This window comes from Bacillus thermotolerans (genome assembly GCF_000812025.2).
Taxonomy (GTDB): Bacteria; Bacillota; Bacilli; order Bacillales; family Domibacillaceae; genus Quasibacillus; species Quasibacillus thermotolerans.
Genome location: NZ_JWJE02000059.1, coordinates 1 through 21,115, shown reverse-complemented (window position 1 = coordinate 21,115; position 21,115 = coordinate 1). Strand labels below are relative to the sequence as shown.

The 21,115-nt window shown below is 43.8% G+C and carries 27 protein-coding genes and 1 pseudogene; 14 read left to right on the top strand and 14 right to left on the bottom strand.

What is annotated here, in order from left to right; translation table 11 throughout:
- Window positions 1-135 precede the first annotated feature (135 nt).
- On the bottom strand, window positions 136-573 hold the full coding sequence (locus QY97_RS16490; RefSeq protein WP_232506355.1) for a universal stress protein: 438 nt from the start codon (window positions 571-573) through the stop codon (window positions 136-138).
- Window positions 574-748: 175 nt separating this feature from the next.
- The gene (locus QY97_RS16485) at window positions 749-1,627 is read right to left on the bottom strand and encodes an alpha/beta fold hydrolase (RefSeq protein ID WP_039238047.1); all 879 of its coding nucleotides are present in this window, start codon (window positions 1,625-1,627) and stop codon (window positions 749-751) included.
- Between the two features lie 126 nt (window positions 1,628-1,753).
- Between QY97_RS16485 and QY97_RS16480 the strand changes: the two genes are divergently transcribed.
- From QY97_RS16480 to QY97_RS21020, 3 genes are all read left to right on the top strand, one after another.
- Window positions 1,754-2,128, top strand: a complete 375-nt coding sequence (locus QY97_RS16480) for a hypothetical protein (protein ID WP_125444160.1) — start codon at window positions 1,754-1,756, stop codon at window positions 2,126-2,128.
- Between the two features lie 85 nt (window positions 2,129-2,213).
- On the top strand, window positions 2,214-2,348 hold the full coding sequence (locus QY97_RS20120; RefSeq protein ID WP_082090074.1) for a YfhE family protein: 135 nt from the start codon (window positions 2,214-2,216) through the stop codon (window positions 2,346-2,348).
- A 163-nt stretch (window positions 2,349-2,511) separates the two neighbouring features.
- A complete protein-coding gene (locus QY97_RS21020) occupies window positions 2,512-2,637 on the top strand; it encodes a hypothetical protein (RefSeq protein WP_261337306.1) in 126 nt (41 codons plus the stop codon).
- Window positions 2,638-2,691: 54 nt separating this feature from the next.
- On the opposite strand, the gene QY97_RS16475 is transcribed toward QY97_RS21020, so the two are convergent.
- Entirely contained in the window at window positions 2,692-3,144 is a 453-nt protein-coding gene (locus QY97_RS16475) for an OsmC family protein (RefSeq protein WP_039238045.1), read from the bottom strand.
- A gap of 20 nt (window positions 3,145-3,164) precedes the next feature.
- Window positions 3,165-3,665, bottom strand: coding sequence for a hypothetical protein (locus tag QY97_RS16470; protein ID WP_039238044.1), 501 nt, complete (start codon window positions 3,663-3,665; stop codon window positions 3,165-3,167).
- Between the two features lie 230 nt (window positions 3,666-3,895).
- Here QY97_RS16470 and QY97_RS20115 point away from each other — a divergent pair, with 230 nt between their 5' ends.
- The gene (locus QY97_RS20115) at window positions 3,896-4,033 is read left to right on the top strand and encodes an FbpB family small basic protein (protein ID WP_082090073.1); all 138 of its coding nucleotides are present in this window, start codon (window positions 3,896-3,898) and stop codon (window positions 4,031-4,033) included.
- A 35-nt stretch (window positions 4,034-4,068) separates the two neighbouring features.
- Here QY97_RS20115 and QY97_RS16465 read toward each other — a convergent pair whose 3' ends face one another.
- Window positions 4,069-4,521 (bottom strand): nucleoside deaminase, encoded by a 453-nt coding sequence (locus QY97_RS16465; RefSeq protein ID WP_039238042.1) that lies wholly within the window; start codon window positions 4,519-4,521, stop codon window positions 4,069-4,071.
- A gap of 253 nt (window positions 4,522-4,774) precedes the next feature.
- On the opposite strand from QY97_RS16465, the gene QY97_RS16460 reads away from it, so the two are divergent.
- The 5 genes and pseudogenes from QY97_RS16460 to QY97_RS16440 all read left to right on the top strand — a co-directional run bounded on the left by QY97_RS16460 (window position 4,775) and on the right by QY97_RS16440 (window position 8,649).
- Window positions 4,775-6,061 (top strand): LysM peptidoglycan-binding domain-containing protein, encoded by a 1,287-nt coding sequence (locus QY97_RS16460; RefSeq protein WP_039238040.1) that lies wholly within the window; start codon window positions 4,775-4,777, stop codon window positions 6,059-6,061.
- A gap of 291 nt (window positions 6,062-6,352) precedes the next feature.
- Window positions 6,353-7,478 (top strand): annotated as a pseudogene (locus QY97_RS16455) (NADH-dependent flavin oxidoreductase).
- A 92-nt stretch (window positions 7,479-7,570) separates the two neighbouring features.
- On the top strand, window positions 7,571-7,867 hold the full coding sequence (locus QY97_RS16450) for a HesB/YadR/YfhF family protein (protein WP_039238038.1): 297 nt from the start codon (window positions 7,571-7,573) through the stop codon (window positions 7,865-7,867).
- Between the two features lie 45 nt (window positions 7,868-7,912).
- Window positions 7,913-8,182: a DUF1450 domain-containing protein gene (locus tag QY97_RS16445; RefSeq protein WP_039238036.1), complete on the top strand. Its 270-nt coding sequence runs from the start codon at window positions 7,913-7,915 to the stop codon at window positions 8,180-8,182.
- A 236-nt stretch (window positions 8,183-8,418) separates the two neighbouring features.
- Window positions 8,419-8,649 carry a hypothetical protein gene (locus QY97_RS16440; protein WP_083965898.1) on the top strand — a complete coding sequence of 77 codons (231 nt, stop codon included), beginning with the start codon at window positions 8,419-8,421 and terminating at the stop codon, window positions 8,647-8,649.
- Between the two features lie 47 nt (window positions 8,650-8,696).
- Here QY97_RS16440 and qoxD read toward each other — a convergent pair whose 3' ends face one another.
- The 5 genes from qoxD to QY97_RS16415 form a co-directional block, all read right to left on the bottom strand.
- A complete protein-coding gene (gene qoxD / locus QY97_RS16435; protein WP_039238034.1) occupies window positions 8,697-8,981 on the bottom strand; it encodes a cytochrome aa3 quinol oxidase subunit IV in 285 nt (94 codons plus the stop codon).
- 2 nt (window positions 8,982-8,983) lie between these two features.
- Window positions 8,984-9,580 carry a cytochrome aa3 quinol oxidase subunit III gene (qoxC, locus tag QY97_RS16430; protein WP_039238032.1) on the bottom strand — a complete coding sequence of 199 codons (597 nt, stop codon included), beginning with the start codon at window positions 9,578-9,580 and terminating at the stop codon, window positions 8,984-8,986.
- Complete coding sequence (qoxB, locus tag QY97_RS16425; protein ID WP_039238030.1) at window positions 9,577-11,526, bottom strand: cytochrome aa3 quinol oxidase subunit I; 1,950 nt, start codon at window positions 11,524-11,526, stop codon at window positions 9,577-9,579. Before qoxB ends, qoxC begins: the two co-directional genes overlap by 4 nt.
- 59 nt (window positions 11,527-11,585) lie before the next feature.
- A complete protein-coding gene (gene qoxA / locus QY97_RS16420) occupies window positions 11,586-12,491 on the bottom strand; it encodes a cytochrome aa3 quinol oxidase subunit II (protein ID WP_039238027.1) in 906 nt (301 codons plus the stop codon).
- 275 nt (window positions 12,492-12,766) lie between these two features.
- Window positions 12,767-13,393 carry an FMN-dependent NADH-azoreductase gene (locus QY97_RS16415; RefSeq protein WP_039238025.1) on the bottom strand — a complete coding sequence of 209 codons (627 nt, stop codon included), beginning with the start codon at window positions 13,391-13,393 and terminating at the stop codon, window positions 12,767-12,769.
- 331 nt (window positions 13,394-13,724) lie between these two features.
- Between QY97_RS16415 and QY97_RS16410 the strand changes: the two genes are divergently transcribed.
- Window positions 13,725-14,378 carry a class I SAM-dependent methyltransferase gene (locus tag QY97_RS16410; RefSeq protein ID WP_046128792.1) on the top strand — a complete coding sequence of 218 codons (654 nt, stop codon included), beginning with the start codon at window positions 13,725-13,727 and terminating at the stop codon, window positions 14,376-14,378.
- Window positions 14,379-14,401: 23 nt separating this feature from the next.
- Window positions 14,402-15,145, top strand: coding sequence for a CPBP family intramembrane glutamic endopeptidase (locus QY97_RS16405; RefSeq protein ID WP_039238023.1), 744 nt, complete (start codon window positions 14,402-14,404; stop codon window positions 15,143-15,145).
- A 17-nt stretch (window positions 15,146-15,162) separates the two neighbouring features.
- Here QY97_RS16405 and QY97_RS16400 read toward each other — a convergent pair whose 3' ends face one another.
- The 4 genes from QY97_RS16400 to QY97_RS16385 all read right to left on the bottom strand — a co-directional run bounded on the left by QY97_RS16400 (window position 15,163) and on the right by QY97_RS16385 (window position 17,947).
- Window positions 15,163-15,852 (bottom strand): FadR/GntR family transcriptional regulator, encoded by a 690-nt coding sequence (locus QY97_RS16400; RefSeq protein WP_046128432.1) that lies wholly within the window; start codon window positions 15,850-15,852, stop codon window positions 15,163-15,165.
- A gap of 30 nt (window positions 15,853-15,882) precedes the next feature.
- On the bottom strand, window positions 15,883-16,566 hold the full coding sequence (locus QY97_RS16395; RefSeq protein ID WP_039238022.1) for a FadR/GntR family transcriptional regulator: 684 nt from the start codon (window positions 16,564-16,566) through the stop codon (window positions 15,883-15,885).
- A gap of 159 nt (window positions 16,567-16,725) precedes the next feature.
- Window positions 16,726-16,983, bottom strand: coding sequence for a hypothetical protein (locus QY97_RS16390; RefSeq protein WP_039238020.1), 258 nt, complete (start codon window positions 16,981-16,983; stop codon window positions 16,726-16,728).
- 19 nt (window positions 16,984-17,002) lie between these two features.
- Window positions 17,003-17,947, bottom strand: a complete 945-nt coding sequence (locus tag QY97_RS16385) for a fumarylacetoacetate hydrolase family protein (RefSeq protein ID WP_046128433.1) — start codon at window positions 17,945-17,947, stop codon at window positions 17,003-17,005.
- 403 nt (window positions 17,948-18,350) lie between these two features.
- On the opposite strand from QY97_RS16385, the gene QY97_RS16380 reads away from it, so the two are divergent.
- The 3 genes from QY97_RS16380 (at window position 18,351) to QY97_RS16370 (ending at window position 20,894) form a co-directional block, all read left to right on the top strand.
- Complete coding sequence (locus QY97_RS16380) at window positions 18,351-19,157, top strand: alpha/beta fold hydrolase (RefSeq protein WP_046128791.1); 807 nt, start codon at window positions 18,351-18,353, stop codon at window positions 19,155-19,157.
- A gap of 109 nt (window positions 19,158-19,266) precedes the next feature.
- The gene (locus QY97_RS16375) at window positions 19,267-20,550 is read left to right on the top strand and encodes a metal-dependent hydrolase family protein (RefSeq protein WP_039238018.1); all 1,284 of its coding nucleotides are present in this window, start codon (window positions 19,267-19,269) and stop codon (window positions 20,548-20,550) included.
- A gap of 101 nt (window positions 20,551-20,651) precedes the next feature.
- Window positions 20,652-20,894, top strand: coding sequence for a hypothetical protein (locus QY97_RS16370; protein ID WP_039238016.1), 243 nt, complete (start codon window positions 20,652-20,654; stop codon window positions 20,892-20,894).
- Window positions 20,895-21,115: the final 221 nt, after the last annotated feature.

Here is a 21,115-nt window from a genome sequence, read left to right as displayed (position 1 = left end):
TGACTCCAGCAGCTTACCGGAGTCATCTCATCGCTGCGTAGAAAGCAGCATCTCTTTTTATTAAACTGTCTACTTTATAGGGCGCAATTCAATCAAGGCATGAGACTCTTTTTTGTGGGAAATACATTCAGCGTATTAATGGTTACGAACAATCAACACATCACAAACAGCTGTACGGGTGATGCGTTCAGATACGCTGCCTAAAAATACACGCTCCATACCGCCGATGCCTGTTGCACCACACACAATTAAGTCCGCTTGTACACGTTCTGCAAGGTCTTTCGGAATCAGGGCTTTCGGCGAGCCTTTTTCTAAAATGATATTCACAGACGTTAATCCTTTGGCTTCCGCTGTGGCTTTATATTCGTCTAACAGCTTTCGTCCTTGCTTCTCAGGATAATCAGGAATCGACGCATGCGTCAGGGCTTCCATAGAAGCGAAATAGCTATTGTCCAAAATATGTACAATATTTAGCCGAGCTTCATTCCGCTTCGCAATATCCACTGCTTTTTCGAAAGCAAGCTGTGCCTCATCCGACCCGTCTACCGCCACAAGAATTTCATGATATTCCATTCCAACCATGCCTCCTTTGTCCCCTCCATTGTACTGTATTTCATTTCGTGAAAACAGCTAGAAGGCGTGGAAACAATGACAAATTTCAGAATTGATTAGCTTATCTGGTGTTTGAGCGGCTAGACAGCAGAAATGAGCGGTTATCCGCTATAAATGAGCGATTCTGAAAAACCTATCAGTAATGCTTCTTTAGGAAGGATGCCATTGACCGATTGATTTCTTCTAAGAAATACTCGGAAGGGAAGTGTCCCATCCGGTAGGCATGCCATTCCAGACAATCACCTAGCAGCTGAACAGCTTTTTTGAATAATAAGTGAGATGGAAAAAAGACATCGTCATCTCCGGCAATGACGAGCGTTGGTGCTTGATAATGCTTCAGCTTCCGCCTCGTAATGCCATCTGGGAGATGGTATTCAATGGATACATGCTGCAAAATTGTGCTCATAATATCTTCATCAATATCGCGCATACAGCCGGAAGATAAGGCATCGGTAATGGCCTGCCTTTGTTTGGCGGCATCGTTTAACTGATAAAGAAGATAAGGCATCATCATCGTTCGTGCTGTCCACCATTTAGAAAAGGGGACAATACCGGCTGGCACGACGAGCATGGTGCATACAGCTTTTTCAGGATAAGCAGCCGCTGTCTTTAGAGCTATTCCGCCGCCATAGGAGACTCCGGCAAATGCTGTTTTTTGAATATGGTAATGGTCCAGAAGGTCATTGGCCCACGAGGCAAAGCTGCCATCCTTTGTACCCAGGCGTCCTTCAACACTGTAGCCTGGATGACCAATTAAATCGGGCGCATATATACGATATTCATTAAACAACGGCTTAAACCACGAAAGGGTCATAGGGTTGATGCAGTTTGCCCCGTGAAAGATAAAAAGCGGCTGTCCGCCTTTTTTGCCAAGCTGGAGAACGTGGGTGGTTCCAAACCGTGTCTTGACATATTCCCGTTCCACTTCAGCTTCCAATAACGGCAAGTAATTCTCATAATGATGCAGCAAATGCTGCTTAATCGATGAGTGTTCATAAATAGAACGCTTTTTCATGCCACCGCCTCCGTTTTTCTTAGCATGACCGGATCACTCCAGCTCATGCAATGGAATAAGTTAACGCTCATGAACAGCGGAACGTAGGAAAGAATAACCGTGAAAGTGGAGATAGAGGGTGAACCGATGAAAAAGCTCATATATTGTTTGCTGTTGAGTGTTTGTCTGTTTGCGGGAGGAGCATCCCATTCCTCTGCAGCAGAAATCAATCAGCAGGATGTGGAAGATCTTTTAATTGCTCAGTTTCACAAGCAAATCTCCAGTGCGATTAAACAAACGTACGGTCTTCGTTTTCCTCAATATGAAAAGGCCATGATTACTTCCGTCCGAAAGGAAGCGCTTCCTGAACCTTCTGAAGAGATGAAGCCAGGGATCGTGTATGAGGTCGTGCTGAAAGTAGAAGTGCTGAACATCCCAAATAAGGAAAATTCCTTAATTATTGTACTTACTAATGATTCAAATGACGGTAAATTTATCGTAAAAGAGGCTAGAAAAGAATAACAGGATACTGTTTCACTCCCTCTTTGCAAGGGAAGGAGAAGAATAGGCAAGACGCATCCTAACTTCACAGAAAGGAGAATGCTGTATGGCTGTTAGAAGAGAACCACATGAAAGAATGACTGAAAAGAACAACGGTCTAAGCGATACGCAAGAGGTGCTTTACCAAAAGGAGTTTAAGAAAGCAGATCGAGCGTGGTCAAGAGCGAAAGGAAACCGATAAGAAAACAAGGCTGCCTCTGTTCAAGGAGGCAGCCTTGTTTGTATATAACGCAGCCAGCGGCAGAATTGACAAAGGTGCTTACATAATTTCTCCGGAAAGCTAATATACTGTTTTGTCGGCTAAAGTGCCAACAGAAAAAGGATTGAAAATGGAGGGTTTTTATATGTGGATCATCACGCTTTATTCGAAAGGAAGCATTCAAATGTTTGAATTCGACACGGAGAAGGAAGCGAGAGAGCGGTTCGCTGCACTTAAAGGAGAAAAGATACTGTCTAAAATTATTTATTAACCGTTCCGTGATCCACAAGACTCCGGCTAAGAAATGGTAGACGGCCTCTGAATGTTATTCAGGGGCCGTTTGAATATGTGCTTCTAATTCGACGCGGACGTTTCCTTGAATGGCACGGGTAATCATACAAGATGATTCCGCTTTCTCTGTCAGCTTCCTGGCGCGTGCAAGCTCCTGATCAGAAGCATCCGCCTTTAACACTAGCTTAGGACGATGAATAATGGCTTGGTATGTAAAGACACCATTGGTGACATCTACAATCCCTTCCGAATCCATCGTCAAGGATTCCTTTTCAATTCCGCTTCTCTCCAGCATAGCTGCCAGGGTAATAATGTAACAGGTAGCCGCTGCACCGAGCAGCATTTCATCGGGGTTTGTTCCAATACCTGGCCCGTCCATTTCAGGGGGGATAGATACTTCAGTCTTTAGCTGTCCTGTTTCAATCCGTCCAACGTCATTGCGTTGACCAGGCCAATTAGCTTTCAGGTGAAAGTGATGGAGTGTCATGTTTACCTCTCCTTTTCGATTTATTTATTACTTTCGATGACCTCTATTTCTTTTTCAAATGTTTCCTTCGCATAAGAAGCAGAGATAGTATATACACCAGGCTCAGCTTTTGCCAAATCGAACTCGCCTGAAGCAGCCAGCTCTGCTCCGGCTCTTAGTGTATGGGTTAGTTGGGGTTCAATACAGGCATCTGGAGTAATGTTTCCGCTTCCTGCAATTTTCTTGCCATCTTTATGGAGTGCAACGAATAATTCGCTGTCACATGGATTTCCATGAAAGGTGTAATCATTCTCGCCTGTGTTTGTTACTGTCGCAGTTAGTCGAATGATCTCTCCTTTTTCGACTTTTCCTGACGCAGCTGGATCCACCCATTCATCATTCTCCTGGCGGTGAACGGCTAATGTATAAGTGAGAGAAGGCAAGAGCTCCTCTTCATAGAAAGTAGGTGTTTCCTGAGGGGAAGCGGTATTTTCCACGTTTGACGCACAGGCCGTTAATATAAGAATACATGATAAAAACAATAAAAATCTCCTCATAAGCCTACAATTTTTCCTCCTCTAAGTCTTCGACATCTTTTTACAAAAACATCCTTCATATAATTGTCATAATTCGGTCGTTTCAGAATTGTTAAAAAGGTGTATAGTAATAGTAGAAAGATATTTCAGAAAATTCTTTCATGACTGATGAGTATATTTATTCTAACTATCGGTCATATTAAGCATAACAACCAAATAAAGGAGTGTAAATAAACATGCGCGTTAAGTATAAGAAATCGCTTGAGGAACTTATTCAAGAAAACAAACAGCAATTGCTCAGCGATAAAGAAGCAATGGAACAAATTGAAAAACGCATTGAAGATCGCCATGATCTAGACAAAAAACTAGCTTAATGAAGCTAGTTTTTTGTTTCTATAAGAGCGTAAAGCTAGGAGCGCTTTCTCCAAAGCTGAAAAGGGTGGACCTGTTCGTCTCCAAGCGGCATCTGGATCATCGAGATCGTACGCTCCTCCTTTTCTTTGGCTAAGTCTTCATAAATCAGCTTAGCTGTCGTTAAGCCTGCTTCATGGGCCTCCTCTACGGAAGCGCAGTAAACGACCTCCTTTATTCCAGCAAAGTACATCGCCGCCAAGCACATAGGACAAGGCTCTCCGCTGGCGTACATCGTATAGCCGGATAGATTATTCGTTTGGTACTGTTTTTGTGCCTGGCGAATCGCAAGCATTTCTGCGTGACCGCTCACATCATGCTTTTTATGAAGCTCGTTCACTCCTTCAGAAACGATCTGGCCGTCTTTCACAAGCACTGCGCCAAAAGGCTGTCCGCCTTCCTCAACATTTATGATCGCCAGTTCGACTGCCCGCTTCATATATGTATCCATTCGTTATCCCTCCAATAAAGAACTAATTCCCCCCAATTATAAACAAAAAGAAATGCAGCGACTAATTTTCTTGATTGACTCTCTACTGGCAAGGTGCAAAGGAAGTGTTCGATCGAGGCGCCGGCTAAACAAATGGCTGCCCCGGCAGAGAATGAATGACCAGCAAAAAGACGGGTTTGCGGCATAGAGTGCTTGTCCAGCCAATATATTTAATGAGGAAGCCATCTCTCTTTATGAAAGGCTGGTGTTTACTTTGCAAATTCATGTCGTTCAAAGAGGACAGACTTTATATGGTATTGCCCAGCTTTATCAAACGTCTGTACAGTCCATTGCGGCCGCCAATGAACTGCCTGATCCTTCGCGGCTTGTTGTAGGGCAGGCGCTTGTTATTCCTATTACCGGGAGCTATCACTGGGTACAGCCGGGGGAGTCCTTGTTTAGCATTGCAAGGATATATGGCATGAGTGCCAATGAGCTTGCCCGGATTAATAACATCTCTGCTGCTGCCCCTCTTCAAGCAGGGATGAGGCTCTATATTCCTCCGCGTCCAAAGCCGACGATTGATGTCTTTCTTTACGTAGAACCCCGGGATCCAATCAGTGAAACGATGGTGAATGAAGTACGTGACAGGGCCAGCGATCTAACCTATTTAGCGATGTTTAGCTATGAAGTCAGACGGGATGGCTCAATGACCACTCCTCCCATCGGCAACCTGCCTGACATCGCCCGTGCAGCTGGAGCGATGAATGCGATGGTCATCAGTAATATAGAGGAGTTCCAATTCAGTGCTGATCTTGCAAGAGCTATTTTCACAAATGAAGCCGCCCAGAACCAGTTGTTCGGCAATGCTATTCAGATTGCGAATGAGGTCGGCTATGAGGACATTCACTTTGATTTTGAATTGATGCATCCAGAGGATCGGGAGCTGTACAACACCTTTCTAAGAAGGGCCAGGGATCGTTTTCACGCAGCAGGCTTGACACTGTCAAATGCGGTGGCCCCTAAACCAAGTGATGTGATGACAGGAATATACGGAGCGCATGACTACGAGACGATTGGGGAGCTGGTGGATTTCACAGCGCTCATGACCTATGAGTGGGGATTTACATACAGTGATCCCCAGGCAGTCAGTCCAATCGGGCCTGTACGGGATGTTGTAGAGTATGCGGTAAGTGTCATTCCTCGAAACAAGATATTGCTGGGGCAGAACTTGTACGGCTATGACTGGCAGGCACCCTATCCGCCAGCAGGCGGTCCTCCGGCAAGAGTGGTGAGCCCGCAGCAGGCGATTGAGCTTGCTCTTAGGGAGAATGCACAAATCGAATATGACCCGCAAGCCCAGGCGCCTTTCTTTCGATATATTGACAATGCCGGGCGACAGCATGAGGTGTGGTTTGAAGATGCACGCAGCATTCAGGCGAAGTTTAACTTGATCAAGCAGTTTAATTTGAGAGGGATTATGTATTGGAAGCTGGGGCTGTCCTTTCCGCAAAACTGGCTTCTGCTCAGGGATAATTTTAATATTCGAAAGCGGGAATAGTTCATTGCTAGATGGAAAGCCGAGACAACTGTCTCGGTCTTTTTTATAAACGAAGAGTATGTTGAACCTCTACATAGATGGCTACAATATTGCCTAGCTTTTGGGAAAGCTATAGGAGGCGAGCTAAAGGCAGGCAGTTTAAGCTAGACTAAACAGGTGCTTGACCATACATGGTTACATGCATAGGGCAGCAGGGTAGAAATAGAAGAGCATTGCTTGGATCAGGAAATGTTTCTAGACTGAGCAATGAACAATAAGAAGCAAACAATGATTCAGTAAGGAGAAGATAAAATGAATGCTAAATATCAGCCGATTTTCGAACGGTTTACTCTTCCGTCAGGGGCTCAATTAAAAAAACCGTATTATGATGGCACCAATGACCAATTACTCCTCTCATGAGGACGGGAGTGTGTCCGATGAGGAAATTGCTTATTATCGTGAGCGTGCTGGCGGAGTAGGGGCGGTTATTACTGCCTGTGCTCATGTCCAGCCGGGAGGGAAGGGGTTTAAGGATCAAATAGGTGTAGATAAAGATTCATTGGTCTCAAGCCTCAATCAACTAGCCAGTGCTATTAAAGAAGAGGGAGCGAAAGCCATTCTGCAAATCTTTCACGCCGGACGAATGGCTCCGCCTGAACTGCTGCCTGATGGACAAACAGTCAGTGCGAGTGCCGTCGCACCTGAACGGGAAGGGGCCATGGTGCCGAGAGAAATGACAGAGGAAGAAATTCTGCAGACAATCGACGCATTTGGCGAAGCGACTCGGAGAGCGATTGAAGCAGGGTTTGATGGTGTAGAGATCCATGGAGCCAATACGTACTTGATTCAGCAGTTCTTCTCTCCGCACTCCAACCGCCGAGAAGACCGCTGGGGAGGTACGATAGAAAAGAGAATGGCCTTTCCGTTAGCGGTTATTAAATCAGTGAAAGAGGCTGTAGCTGATTATGCTAAGGGACCTTTCATCGTTGGTTACCGGTTATCGCCTGAGGAAAGAGAAAATCCGGGGATTACGATGGAGGATACGCTGCAGCTTGTCGATGTACTAGCTGATCAAGAGCTCGATTACCTTCATTTGTCTGTGAGAGACTTTCATGAAGGATCTATGCGGGATGAAACGGATACAACGTCCCGTGTTGTGCTCGTCCACGAGCGTGTAGGAGAGCGGGTGCCAGTCATAGGGGTAGGTTCTCTCTATACACCGGATGATGTAATAAAGGCGCTTGAAACAGGCGTGCCATTACTAGCACTTGGGCGTGAAATCATCATGGAGCCGAAGTGGATAGAGAAAACAGTAAGTAGTCAGGAAGAGGCGATCCGTACAACTTTACCAAAGACGGCTCAGAAAGAATTGGTCGTTCCTGATCCATTATGGAAAATGATTATGGACATCCCTGGGTGGTTCCCTGTAGTTGAATAATCGAGAGTATGTCCCCTCGAACAGGAGGGGACATACTTTTACATTCATGTTAAAATATATATAGCTGAGAAGCTTAAAGGAGGCATATACTCTTGGAATTATCCATTGATGAGGCAGCTTTAGCGTGGTTTCAGGAAGAAGTAGAGTTAGAGAGCGGTGACCGGGTGAAATTCCATCCGCGCTATGGGGGGGCGAGCCCTGTGCAGCAAGGCTTTTCTCTTGCCTTCTCTGTATCAGAAGCTCCTGACGATCCTGCTGTCAGCGTAGAGAAAGAGGGCATTTTGTTCTTCATTGAAGCAGCCGACGTATGGTATTTTGATGGCCATAATTTGCATGTGGGGTACAATGAACAACTGGATGAGCCGGAATATCACTATCGGAAGTCTTGATTTGCCTCCACCAGTCTAGATCAATAATAGAGGATGCATTCATACATGAGCTTATTAACAAAACTGCTTTCTAAAAATAAGAAAATCAAGGTAGAGTTTTGTGAGAAGAATCTGGATCGTTTCTTAACAGAGGAGCAATCACCTGCTTACGAGACGTTTCTTAACCAGAGATATGTGTCTTATAAGGAATACCAGTGTCAAAGCAGATGTGAAGAATGCAAGAAGTCACCATATGCAATTGTGAATGGGGACTTTGTGCAGACGGAAGATGATGCCGAGCTCTTAGGTATATTAAAGTCGGCAGCAAAGAAATAAATAAATGGAAAGAAAAGGCGGTTATCCTGTGAGGTTCTTACTGGATAACCGCTTTTTTTATAGTAGACCTGGAAATATGAGGAAGAATAGAGATTAATCTTCAAAATATAGGGTATGATGAATAACAAAGAGGTATTGTCAATAGATAATTATTAAAAAAATGTGTCAAAAATCGAAAATAAAATTGACAAACATGTGAATATTATGAATAATATAAATATAAGGAGGTAAGATAAATGGATGTTAAAGACCCTAGAATGAAAATTTTAACTGCCGTAAAGTACGTGGGAGCTACCATACTTGCAATTGGAACGTTAATTTTCTTGATTGGTTTCTTTGGAAGCGTTTCCATGCCGTTGACACCAATTGGCATTGGAACTGTAGTAGGCGCAGTATTCATCTTTATCATGGGGGCCTTCTTTGTATCGACGGAAGAAATGCTTGAAAAGATATATGAGATGAAATAAAGGAGCACCCTTAAAGGGCGCTCCTTTTATTTTCATTATCGGGACACTTACACAACGTCCCAGATCATTAATAGCAATGTACCAAAAACAACAGCTAAAGCCATAAGGACACCATATACGATATTCGCATAAATGTCATATTTATCTTTTGTTTCACCTGCATGCATGAATACGACAAGCTGCAGTCCCGCTTGGATGAAAGCAGTTACTAGAAGGACTGTCATACCTGTTGTGAAAGACATATCCATGAAGTAAACGAGCATGGCTACAGCCGTTAGAACAAGCGAAAAGATAAAGCCCATTACTTGACCGCGCGGAAATAATTCGCCCATGTTTACATCATTCCTTTCAAATAGATGAAGCTGAAGATGAAGATCCATACGACATCAAGGAAGTGCCAATAAAGCGAGAAAATAAATGATTTATTGGCTGTTTGTGGAGTAATTCCGCGTTTTCTTATTTGCATAACGATGAACAATCCCCAGAAGAAACCGATCGTTACGTGAGCTCCGTGTGTACCTAGTGTCAGTAACAAAATCGCTGTAAAGGCGCTTGTTTGGATGCCAGCTCCAACATGAACATAATGAATGAACTCATAAATCTCTACCGACAAGAACCCTGCACCGAGAAGAAGGGTAATGACGAAGAAAGCGATCACTGCTTTCTGACGGCCAAGGCGCATCGCATGGATGGCGAGACCGATGGTGAAACTACTTGTCAAAAGTACGAGTGTTTCAATGAGAACCGGTGTGATCTCAAAAATCTCTGCACCAGAGGGACCGTTTCCTGTACGGCCCTCTAGTGTAAAGTAAGAGGCAAAAAGGGTAGCAAACAACATAATCTCGGCACCGAGGAAAATCCAGAAGCCGTAAATCTTCAGGCGATTTTCTTCTGTGCTGTATTCAAGAGGGAGCGATTGGTCTATTTTCATAACTTAGTACCTCCCAATTTTTCTTCTGTTTCTTCTATTTCTCCTAAATGAATGTGATGACCGTCGTCTTTTTCGAATGAACGATGAGTCATGCAAGCGAAGATACCTAGAGTCGCAATGATCGCTAAAGTCCATAGGCTAAAGATTAGCGCAAAGCCCCAAATGAAGAAGATTGCACTCATAATGAATGGCACGCCGCTCTTATTTGGCATATGAATTTCTTCATAACGGCCAGGGAATAATTTATGACCGTGTTTTTTGGCATCCCAGAATGCTTCACTTGAGCTTACCTGAGGCAGGATAGCAAAGTTGTATTCCGGAACAGGAGTGTGAGTCGCCCACTCAAGAGAACGTGCATCCCATGGATCGGCACTGATGTTTCTTGGTGAATAGCGAACACTGTAATAAATGTTGTAAACAATCACTGCAAAACCGATAGCAAGTCCAATTGCTCCAACGAACGAAAGCATATTCAGAGGACCGAAACCAGTTGCTTCAGAGTATGTGTACGCACGGCGCGCTTGTCCGTCCAAACCAGTGAGGAACATTGGCATGAAGGCAACTAATGTGCTGATAGCAAGAATCCATGCAGCCCATTTGCCAAGTCTTTCATTCAGCATAAAGCCGAACATTTTTGGCCACCAGTAAGTAAGACCAGCAAGCATGGCGAACACTACACCAGGGATAATAACCATATGGAAGTGAGCGACTAGGAACATCGTATTGTGATATTGATAGTCGGCAGCAGACATTCCAAGCATAACCCCTGTTACCCCACCGATTGTAAAGAGCGGGATGAAAAGCAATGAATATAGCATAGGTGTTGTGATTTCGATTTTACCTTTATACATCGTGAACAGCCAGTTGAAAATCTTGACCCCGGTCGGAACGGCAATCGCCATTGTCGTAATCGAGAAGATACTGTTTGAAAGCGGTCCTTGTCCCATTGTATAGAAATGGTGAGCCCATACGATGAAGGACAGCACGGAAATAACAACAATGGAAGCGACCATGGCTTTATATCCGAACAAGTTACGGCGTGAGAAGGTAGAAATTACCTCACTGTACACTCCGAAGGCCGGCAAGATTAAGATGTATACTTCAGGGTGTCCCCAAACCCAGAATAGGTTCGCCCAAAGCATGTCCATACCACCGTTGTCCATCGTAAAGAAGTGTGTACCGAACAAACGGTCGAATGTACCCATGGCAAGAAGCACTGTAAGTACTGGGAACGCAAATGTGATTAGCAAGTTTGTGATAAGAGCTGTCCAAGTGAACATTGGCATTTTCATTAATGTCATGCCAGGTGCTCTCATTTTCATGATTGTTGTAACAAAGTTGATACCTGTCATCAATGTACCGATACCGGCAATCTGAATAGCGATCATGTAATAGTTTGAACCGACAGATTCGCTGAATTCATTGCCTGCAAGAGGGAAGTAGGACGTCCATCCTGCATCTGGTGAACCGCCGACAACGAATGAAATGTTAAACAGCATAGCACCAAAGAAGAATAGCCAGAAGCTCAGGGCGTTCAATCGCGGGAAAGCGACGTCACGCGCACCGATTTGCAACGGTACAACGAAGTTCATTAAAGCAATAATGAACGGCATCGCCATAAAGAGAATCATTACGACACCGTGTGTAGTGAACACTTCATTATAGTGCTGGGCATCCAGCAGCTGATTTTCAGGAACAGCAAGCTGAGCACGCAGCATGATAGCATCTACGCCGCCGCGGAAAAGCATCAGCAAAGCTGAAATTAAATACATAATACCAATACGCTTATGGTCTACAGTTGTCAGCCATTCACGCCATAAGTAACCCCATTTTTTGAAATATGTTAAACCCACAACGAGGGCGATCGAAGTAAGTACGATCGCAACCATTGATGCGTAAATCGCAGGGCTTGGATGAGGTATGGCAAATCGTTCAAAGAACTCCATACGTTTGTTGGCTCCTTTCAGGAAGTGTATTGCCCATTAATTAAGCAAGCGAAAGATTATTAATGTTGTTGGTGGTCGGAACCTTCACTAGACTCATGATTTTCATGTTCAGTATGTTCTTCTGCGTCACCTGTGCCGTGATCATGCGTTGGCGGCGGTGAGAATTCTAAATGAGTACCAGTATAAGTTGATTTTCCAAGATGACCTGGTTCTAATAATTTTTCAAATTTCTCTTCTGTGAGGGGTTCAGCGGTTTCTTTCACCTCGTCTACCCACTCTTCAAATTCAGTTTGAGACATCGCTGTTACTTCAAACGTATTTTCAGCAAAGCCTTTTCCGCTGAAGTTCGCGTTACGTCCCATGAATTCGCCTTCTTCATCAGCCGCCAGGTGAAGTGTTGTCACCATGTCAGACATCGCGTACTTTTGTCCGCCAAGCTGAGGAACCCAGAAGCTTGTGATCGGTCCGTGTGAGTAAAGCTTGAATTCAATTGGACGATCTGTTGGGATGTATAGATAGTTAACCGTTTCAATTCCTTCTTCCGGATAGCTGAAGTGCCATTTCCAGTTAGAAGAAGATGCATAGACAGTTAATGGCTCTTTATCTTCGTATCCTTCCGGCTGTGCTTCAACGATATAGTTACTCTGAACCGTTACGAAGGAAAGGTAAGCAACGATTAGAATAGGAATCCCTACACAAATTGCTTCCACCCAAGTGTTACCTTCAATATGAGGTGGTTCATAATCCTTTGGCTGCTTTGATGCCCGGTACTTAATAAGGATAAATACCAAGATAGCAAATACAGCAATAACAATAAACGACATAATTCCAATTGACAGCATAATATCACTTGCTTGTCTTGCCGCTTGCGGTCCTTTAGGATCTAAGACCATTAACGGCTCACAACCAGCTAGCACGGTCATGACAGTGACAATAGCTGCCAGCAAAGCCCCTTTAAATTTCAATAGAGGCACCCCTTTCTTATGTTTTAGAAATTTAGTAAATAGATAGTAAGCTAGGGTAAAAACAGCTGTTCTTAATTGCTGTCTCTATCTTAGTACCAGAAAGAAAAATAAACAACATTTTGTGAGACCTATCACAAAATGTTCAAGAAAAATTGACGAATTTCGACACAAAACGTTCATGAATTGTTCGATAGCAAAATGTGGTTTGGCTATGTAGGAAATAAAAGTAAAAAACAAGAAAAGACCCCCAAAAGGAGGTCCTTGAAAGGTAAATATTAGAAAGAAACTGCAGTTGTTGCGGCTCTCTTGATGCCTTCTTCAATAATTTCTTCTGCTTTGTCAGGGAAAGCATTGTGTCCTTCAACAATAACGGTTGTTAAGTCTTCGACGCCCCAGAAACGAAGCATTGCTGTAACGTAGTTCACAGCCATTTCTGCTGATTGAGCTGGACCTTCTGAATATACGCCGCCGCGTGCATTGAGAAGAGCCACTTTCTTATCAGGAATGAGACCGACTGGGCCTTCTGGTGTGTATTTAAACGTTCTGCCGGCTTGTGCTAGGTAGTCCATGTACGTGTGAAGTGCTGCTGATACAGTGAAGTTCCAGAGCGGGAAAGCGATAACGACCTTATCAGCTTCAAGGAATTGGTTCAAGTATTTATTTACATGATCAGCTGCTGCTTGTTCGTCAGCTGTCAGCTCCATACCTCTTCCTGATTTGAACATGCCGTTGATCATGTTTGTATCATAGTACGGGAGGTTCTCTTTATATAGATCAAGCTCTGTAATTGTGTCCTCGGGATGTGTCTCCTTATAGCTGGCTAAAAATGCATCGTATAGCTGTACGCTGACAGACTGCTCAGCAGGACGCGGATTTGCTTTGATAAATAAAACGTTGGACATATATAAAACCTCCAAGATGTATAAGTATAGAAAAGAATACTTTTCCGTATTCTCAATCACAAGCGTAAAGAAAGAAAGCATTATTGTCAAATAGTTTGATTTGAAGATATTTGAAGTAAGTTTTATTTAGGCTGAAAAAGTTTAGCGCCCACACCATTAGGATGATAAGAAGAATTCTTTTTTATAACAAGGGATCGTTGGAAACAAAGAAAAGGTTTGGTTAGAAGGTACTTACTTCTTATGAAACTTTTTCTATTCCTACCCGTATATAAATAGGAAGAAACCTGCCATCGAAATAAACTATGTATTAGCCTTACAAGGAGTTGGGGATGTGAACAACAAATGGAATAAAACGGTATATAGGCTTTGGTCACCAGTATATGACCATCTGTTTAACGGAGGTATATTTCGAGAGGCCAGGAAGGAAGTATTTCGGGATATTACATGGAAAGAGGGAGAAAAAGTGCTATTTGCGGGCGTAGGAACAGGTGCTGATTTAGCCTTTGTTCATGATCCTGGTAACATACATATCGCTGCTATTGATTACTCCCCGCATATGCTTGAAAAGGCGAAAGCCCGGTTTGCTGAACGTTCCATTGATTTTTATGAGATGGATGCTCAGCACATGTCCTTTGAAGATGAGTCGTTTGATTGGATCGTTGCCAGCTTAGTGCTGTCTGTCGTTCCGAACCCGGACAAGTGCCTGAAAGAAATGGCCAGGGTGCTGAAGCCGGGCGGAAGCATTCTCATTTTTGACAAATTCAGACCGGCGGCTCATCAAAAGCGCTCCTGGCTGCAGACTGGTCTAAGTCCTCTCATAAAAGTTCTTGGAACGGACATTAGCCTGAGTGCTGAGAAGCTGATGGAAGGTCAGCGAGAGCAGTTGAAGGTGGAAACAGATCATCCCATCATGCTGAATGGCATGTACAGGCGGCTGATCGCTCGCAAATACAGAAATGGTCTTCCGCCATCAGGCATTGAATAAAGTAGAAAAAAGGAGGGATCGTAGTGGAAATAAGTTTGTGGGTTATTATCTTATTTGCGCTTCTGTATGAACCAGTCATTGGCTATTATGATTTTCAGAAATTTAAGCAGCGAGCGGCAGTTGATCCAGCGGCACGTGAGAGCTATTATGCCCAGATTATGACATGGCTGTGGGTGCCAGCCTTATTTATCTTACTGATTGTTGCCTTGACAGACCTTACTTTGCAGCAAATTGGTCTGGCCATGCCTACATTAGGCGCCGGCACGCTTGGTTCCTTCGCCACAGGCGCTGCTTACGGGGCAATTACCGTATATGCACTTTTTCTTGTTTATTATGTCATCGGCTATCACACAAGCAGTAAGGTCAGGCACCGGTTAACGGAATCCAGGAAGAAGGAAATGCAGAAATTGACGTATACGGAGATTCTCCCTGTAACAGACAAAGAGAAAAAGCAATGGACGTATGTTTCGTTAACTGCGGGTATTACAGAAGAGATTATTTACAGGGGATTTCTTATTTTTGCCTTCTCCTATCTGTTCCCGACTCTCTCCATTTGGGTGGTTATTCTGGCAGCATCCGTTATTTTCGGTCTCGCTCATACGTACCAAGGGTTCTGGGCAGGTGTTGTCAGAACGTCCATTGTTGGTATCGTATTTTCTATTATTTATGTTAGTCTCGGCTCTATTCTGCCGCTGATTGTCCTTCACTTCCTGTTAGATTATGTAGCCAAGCTAGGGGAGGAGGATGACAGGGAGGCAGCGGCGTAAAGGTTTGCAGCCCAGCCTCATTCCCCGAGCATATTGAGTCGTACAGTTCTGAGATGAGAGAGGGTCTTTTCGCGCGCTTGATCACTGTCCCTCTCTCTAATCGCTTGATAAATGGATAGGTGATGCTCATAATACAGAAGCATCCGTTCATCGCTAATGCTTCGAGCTTTTAAGGATTCCCACAATTTTTCGTCCCTCACTTTGTTTACTAAATCCAGGAAGCTTAGTAAGAGAGCGGTTTTAGATGATTGAGCGATCAATCGATGAAATTCTGCATCTAGCCGTTCAAACTCTTTGAAATGCCCAATGGCTTCCTTTGATTGTTTTAAGCACTCTTCTATAAGAAGGAGGTCATCGATCGTGGCATTGCGGGTCGCTAATTCCGCTAAAAATGGTTCAATCGCAAACCTGGCTTCGAACACTTCAGAAGGGCTCGTTTGCTGGGAGATTTCCAGGAACTGATCCTCGGCAGAGAAATTTGCCGTTTTGACGAAGGTTCCCTGGCCGACCCTGCTTTCAATCACATCAATAATTTCAAGTGCACGCAGTGCCTCCCGGACGGTGGCGCGGCTCGTTTTAAACTCTTCCATAAGTGCTCGCTCTGGAGGCAATTTTGCCCCAACCGGAAAAGTGCCGTCGATGATTTTCTGTTTAATTTGATCAACAATTTCCATAAATACTTTCTTTGGTGCAGGGGAGTGATTCATCTAACGGTCTCCTCTCTGGATCTTCAAGGTTTAATCATCCAGCATATTTGTTCTTACTGTTTTAAGGTGCTGGATTGTATATTCTCTTGCTTTAGCATGGTCCCTTTCTTTAATAGCCTGATAAATAGACAGGTGCTGCTGGTGATAAACACTCATCATCTCTGGCTTTAAGCTTCGTGAGATTAACTTACCCCAGAGCTCTTCTGAATGAATACCTTCTATTATATCTGTAAACTTTAACAATAGAGCACTTCTAGCAGCGGCAGCGATTTGGTGATGGAATTGAGCGTTCAGCACCTCAAACTCCTCTTTACTCTCAAGCACTTTCTCCATCTTTTTCAAAGAGGCTTCTAAAATAGAAAGGTCTTCACTCGTCGCCCGGCGTGTAGCGAGCTCTGATAAGTAAGGCTCGATTGCTAATCTTGCTGTAAATACCTCTGAGGGACTCGATTGGTTAGAGAAGCTTGCGAAAGGGTCCTGGCTTGTGAAGCGTGTTTTTCGGACAAACGTACCTTGTCCGACTCTGCTTTCGACCACTCCAATACTTTCAAGAGCTCTAAGTGCTTCTCTAACGGTCGCGCGGCTCGTCTGGAGTTCCTCCGCAAGCACACGTTCCGCTGGCATTTTCGTATCTACAGCAAACGTGCCGTTCGCTATATTTTCTTTTATATGTTCTACCACATCTTTGAATGTCTTCTTCGGGGCCCCAGGCATATGTTCTCCTCCTAATTGGTATAACCAATCCAAGTATAGGGTTATTTATTTGTTATCGTCAAGATGATTGGAAAATATTGTTGACTACTTAGTATTCCCGCTTTTTCTATACGAAAAAACAGCATCCTATAAAAGAATGCTGTTTCCCTAGTTGGTACTTTATGATTCGAAGAAGTTTTCGAGACCATTATCCGAGCGCCGGGCAGGCAAGACTTCCTCCCACTCACATTCAGAGATATTCGAGCATTTTACACGAATGACATCCATCTGATGAGTGTCACTGTAAAACGTTTCTAAAATGCGATAATCCGTCAGAGTTGGCAGGCACTCCGGGCAGAAACCTACAACGAGTGCTTTTCTTTGTTCCTTTGTATAATTCGTACTTACCACATTGGCCATCAAAGCAGCATCGATCAATACTCTCACCCCTTGAATGTTAGTTGATTTCTATTTTTGTTTCTTTAGACACGCGAGCGGGAACGATCTCGTTTCTTAATACACCGATTCGCTCAATCTCTACTTCAACGATATCTCCATCCTTTAAGAACTTAGGAGGGTCGAAGCCGAGTCCCACGCCTTTAGGTGTACCCGTCGCGATAATATCGCCAGGCTGCAGCGTGATCCCTTTGGACAGCGTCTCAATGATCGTCGGAATATCGAAGATTAACAGCTCTGTATTGGACTTCTGGCGAACTTCACCGTTTACCCGTGTTTCAATATCCAGCTTTTGTGGATTTGGAATCTCATCACTTGTAACAAGGAATGGACCCATAGGGCAGTGTGTATCAAGCCCTTTGCCTAGAAGCCACTGTTTATGGTTTCTCTGCAGGTCGCGTGCTGTTACATCATTAATAATGGTATAACCGTAAATATAATCATAAGCCTCTTCCTTCGGGATATATGTGCCTTCCTTTCCGATGATGATCGCAAGCTCGCCTTCGTAGTCCAGCTCGCTCGTTACAGTACTGTGGGAAAGAATGCCCTGCTCAGGAGCGGCAACAGAAGTCGGCAGCTTAGAGAAGACGATTGGCTGCTTAGGGATGGCTTTATCATCTTCTGTTGTTCCTTCGAATTCATAGGCATGTTCCCGGTAGTTAATTCCCAGGCAAATAATATTTTTATTTGGACGCTGAATAGGCGCCAACAGTGTGACTTCATTTAAAGAAAGAACATTTGCCCCTGCGTTATTCGCCTGCTCGAACACTTCCTCAAGGCGTCGCTGGGAAGAGGGAGCAGAAAGTGCCTCGTTTAAAGAAGCGGGGAGCTCCTTGGAATGAAATAACGCTTGTTCTGCTTCCTTAATGTCAATGACCTGCTGCTGGTTGGCAGTAAGCGCCCCGTATTTTTCTTGTCCATTATGAAGAAAACTGCATAGATACATGATTCTTTTCTCCTTCCAGTAGTAGACTATAGATTGAATGGTACAATCAGCGGTTATATTGGTTTAGCCAATTTCATTATTAATCAATTTTTTTATGAAGTCAACTACTTTGTATAAAATTTTCTGATAATTATTTGATGACAAAATATCTAAATGCTATCTGATCTAGATCTAAGATGAAAAGAAAAGGTGGTTAGCAAAAAACCTTGTAAAATAAACGATTATCTTTGTTTTTATGGAATATTTGACAAAGGTTAATTAGTCGGAGATCAATCTATGTCGAAATAAAACTTAATTTTCTGAACATTATATCTTGCAATCTAAAAAAATAAAAGGTATGATTGGTCTCGAGTATTGGTCTAACCAATATAAGTCGCAATCTAATTAATTAGGAGGTACTTAAGTGAGAAAAGAAGTAAATGGAGCAGCAGTTAACTTTGAGGTGAATGGCAATGGAGAAGAAACAGTTGTATTCGTACATGGCTTAGGCGGTTCTTTAAATGTGTGGCATAGCCAGCAAGCGGTGGCTTCCCGCTATTATAAAACTCTTTCTTATGATCTGCGTGGTTCCGGCCGCTCAGATATTGCCAATTGCGATTATTCCATCGAACTGTGGGTGGAGGATTTAAAAGCGCTGTTAGACAGTGAAAAGATCGATCAACCGCATTTGGTCGGATGGTCCATGGGAACGTTAATCGTCCAGCATTTCTCATCTAAGTATCCTTCCCGAGCAGCTAGTCAAACACTTGTTGGTCCGCTAGTAGAGCTTCCGGAAGCGGGGAAGAAAAATACGTTCAAGCGTGCTGAAGTTGTAGAAGCAGAAGGAATGGATGCGGTCGCAGATGCGATTATTCAAGGCGGTACGGCTTCCTTCACAAAATACGACAAGCCGGCTCTTATCGGTTTGATTCGCGATGTTCTGCTTCGGAATAATCCGGAGGCTTATGCTGCTTCCTGCCGTGCCCTTGCTAATGGGAAAGCGGTTGACCATACAAAAGTAGAGGTACCTACTTTGCTTGTTGTCGGAGCAGAAGATAACGTCACACCTGTTCCGGTAGCGACGAGGCTCTATAATGCTTTTCCGAATGCTCAGCTAGAAGTCATTGCGGACGCGGGCCATTGGACAACCGTTGAAAAGCCAAATGAAATCAACCAAGCGCTCATCAAGTTTTTACAAACGGCAAAGCAAACCAGCTCTGTGAATGCTTAATCAGATAGAGGGCAGAATCCATTTCTGCCTTTATATACCCACCTATGAAATCGCTTACAATGATTTGTTTTCTTTTTCTATAAAATAACCAGTAAATGGGGGAGACGAAATGAAAGCTAAATTATTTAAGAATGGATTTCTAATTGACGGAACTGGGAAAGCGCCTTTAAAGAATATCGATGTATTAGTGGAAGGAAATAAAATTACGCAAATCGACCATAACATTGATGTACCGGAGAGACTGCAGAAGGAAGGTGTGGAAGTCATTGAGCTAAATGGAAAAACCATTATGCCGGGAATGACGGAAGCTCATACACATTTAACTTGGTCAGACTCTCTTTATATTCAAGATATTGATTTAAAGCCAATTGAGGAAACAATGGTAGATGCAGCATTAAACGCGGAAATCCTGCTGAAAAGCGGATTCACATCCAGTGTCAGCGCAGCTGCTCGGGGGCGTGTAGATATTGCTATCCGGGATGCCATCAATAAAGGAAAAATTCCTGGCCCTCGCTTGCTGGCGAACGGGGCAGAAGTATCTGCATCAGGCAGCTTCGTCGATGTCCAGCCAAACCACGTGCGTGTACATGGTCTTGCGATTTTGGCGGATGGAGAAGATGCGGTGCGCAAAACGGTGAGAAGTTTATTTAAAGAGGGCGCTGACCTGGTTAAGCTGAACGTCAGCGGCGAAAGCTTAACAGCTCACGCGCGCTCTGAAGATACGTTGTACACGTACAAGGAAGTAAGAGCAGCTGTGGAAGAAGCGCATGCCCGGGGCAAGAGAGTGTACACACATGCCCGCTCCTCTGATTCTGTCCGCTACTGCGTAGAAGCAGGGGTTGATATTATTGGACATGCTGATTTCATCAATGATGAAGTGTTTGAAATGCTTGTAGAAAATAAAGAAAAACACTTTGTCGTGCCAGCCTTGAACTGGTTAGTGTCTACGCTTGAGGAAGGCGCGAACTATTTCGGCCAGGAGGCAATTGACGCAACAGGTTATAAAGAAGGGCTGGAAATTGCCCTTCGGAATATGAACCGCTTATACAAAGCAGGTGTACGCATTCTTCCGGGCGGAGATTACGGATTCAAATGGTGCCCGCACGGACAATATGCCCGCGATCTAGAGCATTTTGTTAAATTAGTCGGCATGACGCCGATGGATGCGATTGTGTCCGCAACAAAATACGGCAGCCAAATTATGCAGATGGAAAACCAAATCGGCACGATCGAAACGGGCAAGCTCGCGGATATTTTAGTCGTAGACGGCAACCCGCTTGATGACATCTCTATCCTGCAAGACAAGGAAAAGTTAAATGTCATTATGAAAGATGGAGAATATGTCGTGAATGAATTAAAAACAATAGCTGCTGTAGAAAACCCAGTAGCATAAATACACAAAAGTGAAGAGTGAATCGGCTGCACCAGCTGATTCACTCTTTTTTCGAAAAAAGCATAGGCAGATAAAATCAATGATGAGAAGGTGTGCAATGGATGAATGAAGTAATGTATTGTCACAAAAATAAGGTAAAGGATTGTGAGCCGGCTATCCGCCGCTGCCTCGAAGAACAAGAGATGAAGGTAGAGTTTCTTCCTATCTTTTGTATGAAAATCTGCATAGCTTGTCCACACCGCTATATCCTGGATCTGAACCGCTCGTTAATCATCGCCGCGGATGAAGAGGATTTGTTAGCCCAGGTGAAGGAGAAGGCGGAGGAGGAAGAGTGTTTCCTTTAAAAGGTGCTGAAAGAATAGAAGAAGAGCGTACAACTCGTACGCTCTTCACATTCTGTTGATAAAGTCTTCTGTCAATGGACAAGCAGTGAAAAAATATGTAGAATCTCCTCAGAATACGTGAAAGAGGAGATTTTTTTATGTTCTTTTCTCACACCTACCAGGAAATTGAACAAAACCGGGCGTTCTATCTTCACATGTATGATGCTTCCCATCAGCTTGTC

Coding starts and splice junctions, on each gene's coding strand:
- qoxB (WP_039238030.1), bottom strand. CDS start 11,526: ATGGAGTTCTTTGAACGATTTGCCATACCTCATCCAAGCCCTGCGATT.
- QY97_RS16400 (WP_046128432.1), bottom strand. CDS start 15,852: ATGAATCACTCCCCTGCACCAAAGAAAGTATTTATGGAAATTGTTGAT.
- qoxD (WP_039238034.1), bottom strand. CDS start 8,981: ATGGGCGAATTATTTCCGCGCGGTCAAGTAATGGGCTTTATCTTTTCG.
- QY97_RS21020 (WP_261337306.1), top strand. CDS start 2,512: ATGTGGATCATCACGCTTTATTCGAAAGGAAGCATTCAAATGTTTGAA.
- QY97_RS16385 (WP_046128433.1), bottom strand. CDS start 17,947: ATGTATCTATGCAGTTTTCTTCATAATGGACAAGAAAAATACGGGGCG.
- QY97_RS16445 (WP_039238036.1), top strand. CDS start 7,913: ATGAGCTTATTAACAAAACTGCTTTCTAAAAATAAGAAAATCAAGGTA.
- qoxC (WP_039238032.1), bottom strand. CDS start 9,580: ATGAAAATAGACCAATCGCTCCCTCTTGAATACAGCACAGAAGAAAAT.
- QY97_RS20115 (WP_082090073.1), top strand. CDS start 3,896: ATGCGCGTTAAGTATAAGAAATCGCTTGAGGAACTTATTCAAGAAAAC.
- QY97_RS20120 (WP_082090074.1), top strand. CDS start 2,214: ATGGCTGTTAGAAGAGAACCACATGAAAGAATGACTGAAAAGAACAAC.
- QY97_RS16485 (WP_039238047.1), bottom strand. CDS start 1,627: ATGAAAAAGCGTTCTATTTATGAACACTCATCGATTAAGCAGCATTTG.
- QY97_RS16415 (WP_039238025.1), bottom strand. CDS start 13,393: ATGTCCAACGTTTTATTTATCAAAGCAAATCCGCGTCCTGCTGAGCAG.
- QY97_RS16440 (WP_083965898.1), top strand. CDS start 8,419: ATGGATGTTAAAGACCCTAGAATGAAAATTTTAACTGCCGTAAAGTAC.
- QY97_RS16370 (WP_039238016.1), top strand. CDS start 20,652: ATGAATGAAGTAATGTATTGTCACAAAAATAAGGTAAAGGATTGTGAG.
- QY97_RS16490 (WP_232506355.1), bottom strand. CDS start 573: ATGGAATATCATGAAATTCTTGTGGCGGTAGACGGGTCGGATGAGGCA.
- QY97_RS16480 (WP_125444160.1), top strand. CDS start 1,754: ATGAAAAAGCTCATATATTGTTTGCTGTTGAGTGTTTGTCTGTTTGCG.
- QY97_RS16475 (WP_039238045.1), bottom strand. CDS start 3,144: ATGACACTCCATCACTTTCACCTGAAAGCTAATTGGCCTGGTCAACGC.
- QY97_RS16375 (WP_039238018.1), top strand. CDS start 19,267: ATGAAAGCTAAATTATTTAAGAATGGATTTCTAATTGACGGAACTGGG.
- QY97_RS16465 (WP_039238042.1), bottom strand. CDS start 4,521: ATGGATACATATATGAAGCGGGCAGTCGAACTGGCGATCATAAATGTT.
- QY97_RS16395 (WP_039238022.1), bottom strand. CDS start 16,566: ATGCCTGGGGCCCCGAAGAAGACATTCAAAGATGTGGTAGAACATATA.